Below are 5,180 nucleotides of genomic sequence, written 5' to 3' on the forward strand. Positions count from 1 at the left end.
AAAAACTTTAATTTTTTTGAAGAAAGTAGTTGCATTTTGGAAGAGTGATGCGTATTATATGTCTTCACCGGCTGACGAGTGATGTTAACGGTTGGGAGCTAAGGCTTCTAAGATATTTAAGAGATATATTATATACAAACACTTTGTTAAAGAATTTGAGTATCAGTAGTTAGAGTCAGAATTTGAGAATTAAACTGAAGAGTTTGATCCTGGCTCAGATTGAACGCTGGTGGCATGCTTAACACATGCAAGTCGAACGGTAACAGGAGAAGCTTGCTTCTTGCTGACGAGTGGCGGACGGGTGAGTAACGCGTAGGAATCTGCCCATCTGTGGGGGATACCAGTTGGAAACGACTGTTAATACCGCATAATATCTGCGGATTAAAGGTGGCCTTTGTGCTGCCGCAGATGGATGAGCCTGCGTTGGATTAGCTTGTTGGTGGGGTAAAGGCCTACCAAGGCTGCGATCCATAGCTGATTTGAGAGGATGATCAGCCACATTGGGACTGAGACACGGCCCAAACTCCTACGGGAGGCAGCAGTGGGGAATATTGGACAATGGGCGAAAGCCTGATCCAGCAATGCCATGTGTGTGAAGAAGGCTCTAGGGTTGTAAAGCACTTTAGTTGGGGAGGAAAGCTTATGAGTTAATAGCTCATAAGAAGGACGTTACCCAAAGAATAAGGACCGGCTAACTCCGTGCCAGCAGCCGCGGTAATACGGGGGGTCCGAGCGTTAATCGGAATTACTGGGCGTAAAGGGTCTGTAGGTGGTTTGTTAAGTCAGATGTGAAAGCCCAGGGCTCAACCTTGGAACTGCATTTGATACTGGCAAACTAGAGTATGGTAGAGGAATGGGGAATTTCTGGTGTAGCGGTGAAATGCGTAGAGATCAGAAGGAACACCAATGGCGAAGGCAACATTCTGGACCGATACTGACACTGAGGGACGAAAGCGTGGGGATCAAACAGGATTAGATACCCTGGTAGTCCACGCTGTAAACGATGAGTACTAGCTGTTGGATTCGGTGTAAAGGATCTAGTGGCGCAGCTAACGCGTTAAGTACTCCGCCTGGGGACTACGGCCGCAAGGCTAAAACTCAAAGGAATTGACGGGGACCCGCACAAGCGGTGGAGCATGTGGTTTAATTCGATGCAACGCGAAGAACCTTACCTGGTCTTGACATCCTGCGAACTTTCTAGAGATAGATTGGTGCCTTCGGGAACGCAGTGACAGGTGCTGCACGGCTGTCGTCAGCTCGTGTTGTGAAATGTTGGGTTAAGTCCCGCAACGAGCGCAACCCCTATTGATAGTTACCATCATTAAGTTGGGTACTCTATTGAGACTGCCGCTGACAAGGCGGAGGAAGGTGGGGACGACGTCAAGTCATCATGGCCCTTACGACCAGGGCTACACACGTGCTACAATGGGTATTACAGAGGGCTGCGAAGGTGCGAGCTGGAGCGAAACTCAGAAAGGTACTCTTAGTCCGGATTGCAGTCTGCAACTCGACTGCATGAAGTCGGAATCGCTAGTAATCGCAGGTCAGAATACTGCGGTGAATACGTTCCCGGGTCTTGTACACACCGCCCGTCACACCATGGGAGTGGGTTGCTCCAGAAGTAGATAGCTTAACGAATGGGCGTTTACCACGGAGTGATTCATGACTGGGGTGAAGTCGTAACAAGGTAGCCGTAGGGGAACCTGCGGCTGGATCACCTCCTTAACGGAAATACGAAAAAATAGAAATAAGCTCTAATTACACATTCAAGTGATTTAGCATAGTGTTTGTAGATAATATATTTTAGTGTAAGTAAAATACGGGTCTGTAGCTCAGTTGGTTAGAGCGCACCCCTGATAAGGGTGAGGTCGGTAGTTCGAGTCTACTCAGACCCACCAGTTTTTTGGGGCCATAGCTCAGCTGGGAGAGCACCTGCTTTGCACGCAGGGGGTCAGCGGTTCGATCCCGCTTGGCTCCACCATATTTATTTACATGAAGATAGAGATATTTAACAATTTAGTATAGAAATAGACTTAAGAAAATAAGTGCAAGCGGTGGATGCCTTGGCATTCAGAGGCGATGAAGGACGTGATAATCTGCGATAAGCTTCGGTTAGTTGGTAAATAAACTTTGATCCGGAGATTTCCGAATGGGGGAACCCACCTAACATCAGTTAGGTACTCACTCGATATAGAGTGTAGAGCGAACGAGGGGAACTGAAACATCTAAGTACCCTTAGGAAAAGAAATCAATTGAGATTCCCATAGTAGCGGCGAGCGAAGTGGGAAGAGCCTGGTATGATTTAGCTGTAATTATAGTAGAACAAGTTGGGAAGCTTGACGATAGAGGGTGATAGTCCCGTATACGAAATAATCACAGTGGAACTAAGCATACGAACAAGTAGGACGGGGCACGTGGAACCTTGTCTGAATATGGGGGGACCATCCTCCAAGGCTAAATACTCCTGAATGACCGATAGTGAACTAGTACCGTGAGGGAAAGGTGAAAAGAACCCTTATAAAGGGAGTGAAATAGAATCTGAAACCGCTTGCATACAAGCAGTAGGAGCATGATTTAGTCATGTGACTGCGTACCTTTTGTATAATGGGTCAGCGAGTTACTTTTAGTAGCGAGGATAACTGAATAAGGGATCCGTAGCGAAAGCGAGTCTTAATAGGGCGAATAGTTGCTAGGAGTAGACCCGAAACCGGCGCGATCTATCCATGGCCAGGTTGAAGGTTGGGTAATACCAACTGGAGGACCGAACCCAATACTGTTGCAAAAGTATGGGATGAGCTGTGGATCGGAGTGAAAGGCTAATCAAGCACGGAGATAGCTGGTTCTCCCCGAAAACTATTTAGGTAGTGCCTCGTGTATAACTCATTGGGGTAAAGCACTGTTTCGACGATGGGGGTTTTACGACCTTACTGACTCGATGCAAACTCAGAATACGATGAAGTTCAATCACGGGAGACACACTGCGGGTGCTAAGGTCCGTAGTGGAAAGGGAAACAGCCCAGACCGCCAACTAAGGTCCCCAAGTCATAGCTAAGTGGGAAACGAAGTGGGAAGGCCCAGACAGCCAGGAGGTTGGCTTAGAAGCAGCCACCCTTTAAAGAAAGCGTAATAGCTCACTGGTCGAGTCGGCCTGCACGTAAGATTTAACGGGGCTAAGCTATGCACCGAAGTTGCGGAATATATTTAGTATATTGGTAGGGGAGCGTTCTGTAAGCCGATGAAGGTGAATTGAGAAGTTTGCTGGAGGTATCAGAAGTGCGAATGCTGACATGAGTAACGTAAAATAAGTGAGATTCTTATTGGCCGAAAACCCAAGGTTTCCTACGCAATGTTAATCAACGTAGGGTAAGCCGGCCCCTAAGGCGTAGCTGAAGAGTGAAGTCGATGGGAAACAGGTTAATATTCCTGTGCCGCTTATATAAACGAAGGAGGGACGGAGAAGGTTAGGTAGGCCTGGCGGATGGTTGTCCAGGTGAAAGTATGTAGGTAGAGATGCTAGGCAAATCCGGCATCTTGTTGATCTGAGATACGAGACGAAGTCAAACTTGTTTGACGAAGCTATTGATACCATGCTTCCAGGAAAAGCTTCTAAGTATATTGTATAAGTGACCGTACTGTAAACCGACACTGGTGGGTAGGTAGAGAATACTAAGGCTATGAGATAACTCTGGTGAAGGAACTAGGCAAAATGACACCGTAACTTTGGAAGAAGGTGTGCCCTTGATGGTGATGAGACTTGCTCTCTGAGCTGTTGGGGGTTGCAGATACCAGGTGGCTGCGACTGTTTATCAAAAACACAGCACTCTGCTAAATCGTAAGATGAAGTATAGGGTGTGACGCCTGCCCGGTGCTGGAAGGTTAATTGAAGGGGTTAGCGCAAGCGAAGCTCTGGATCGAAGCCCCAGTAAACGGCGGCCGTAACTATAACGGTCCTAAGGTAGCGAAATTCCTTGTCGGGTAAGTTCCGACCTGCACGAATGGCGTAACGACGGCCACACTGTCTCCACCAGAGACTCAGTGAAATTGAAATCGCTGTGAAGATGCAGTGTACCCGCGGTTAGACGGAAAGACCCCGTGAACCTTTACTACAGCTTTGCACTGGACTTTGAATATTTATGTGTAGGATAGGTGGGAGACTTTGAAGCAGTCACGCTAGTGATTGTGGAGTCGTCCTTGAAATACCACCCTTGAATATTTGAAGTTCTAACTCAGGAGAAATTCGAGGACAGTGTATGGTGGGTAGTTTGACTGGGGCGGTCTCCTCCTAAAGAGTAACGGAGGAGTACGAAGGTGCACTCGGTACGGTCGGAAATCGTGCCAAGAGTATAAAGGCAAAAGTGCGCTTGACTGCGAGAGTGACGGCTCGAGCAGGTACGAAAGTAGGTCTTAGTGATCCGGTGGTCCTGTATGGAAAGGCCATCGCTCAACGGATAAAAGGTACTCCGGGGATAACAGGCTGATTCCTCCCAAGAGTTCATATCGACGGAGGAGTTTGGCACCTCGATGTCGGCTCATCACATCCTGGGGCTGAAGCAGGTCCCAAGGGTATGGCTGTTCGCCATTTAAAGTGGTACGCGAGCTGGGTTCAGAACGTCGTGAGACAGTTCGGTCCCTATCTGCCGTGGGCGTTAGAGATTTGAGAAGAGTTGCTCCTAGTACGAGAGGACCGGAGTGAACGAACCACTGGTGTTCCGGTTGTTTCGCCAGAAGCATTGCCGGGTAGCTACGTTCGGAAGGGATAACCGCTGAAAGCATCTAAGCGGGAAGCCTCCTTCAAGATTAGATCTCTCTGATGTAAATCAGTAAGGAACGTTGGAGACTACGACGTTGATAGGCTGGGTGTGGAAGTACAGCAATGTATGAAGCTTACCAGTACTAATGATCCGAGAGACTTAAGTCTATTTCTATGCTGAATTGTTAAATATCTTTATAAGATATATTATCCAAAACACAGTTTTGGCGATAATAGCTTGTAGGAACCACCTGATCCCATTCCGAACTCAGAAGTGAAACTACAAAACGCCGATGATAGTTTGGCTCCGGCCAGGTGAAAGTAGGTAATCGCCATCTTATTCAAATATCAAAGACTTATCGTGATAAGCAATACAAAAAGCCTCATAAATATATGGGGCTTTGTGTTTTTATAACTAACAAATTTAAAT

General features: G+C 47.3%; 2 tRNA genes and 3 rRNA genes. All 5 read left to right on the forward strand.

Annotated features, from left to right (window positions below):
• Positions 1 to 191: 191 nt before the first annotated feature.
• Positions 192 to 1,725: ribosomal RNA gene (locus F3D59_RS09805) — 16S ribosomal RNA — on the forward strand.
• A 96-nt stretch (positions 1,726 to 1,821) separates the two neighbouring features.
• A tRNA-Ile gene (locus F3D59_RS09810) sits at positions 1,822 to 1,898 on the forward strand.
• Positions 1,899 to 1,905: 7 nt separating this feature from the next.
• A tRNA-Ala gene (locus tag F3D59_RS09815) sits at positions 1,906 to 1,981 on the forward strand.
• A gap of 50 nt (positions 1,982 to 2,031) precedes the next feature.
• A 23S ribosomal RNA gene (locus F3D59_RS09820) occupies positions 2,032 to 4,918 on the forward strand.
• Between the two features lie 55 nt (positions 4,919 to 4,973).
• Positions 4,974 to 5,088: ribosomal RNA gene (rrf, locus tag F3D59_RS09825) — 5S ribosomal RNA — on the forward strand.
• Together the 16S, 23S and 5S rRNA genes with 2 tRNA genes alongside form the textbook arrangement of a ribosomal RNA operon.
• The last annotated feature ends 92 nt before the right edge of the window (positions 5,089 to 5,180 follow it).

This window comes from Francisella sp. XLW-1 (assembly GCF_008711455.1).
GTDB classification, from domain to species: Bacteria; Pseudomonadota; Gammaproteobacteria; order Francisellales; family Francisellaceae; genus Francisella; species Francisella salimarina.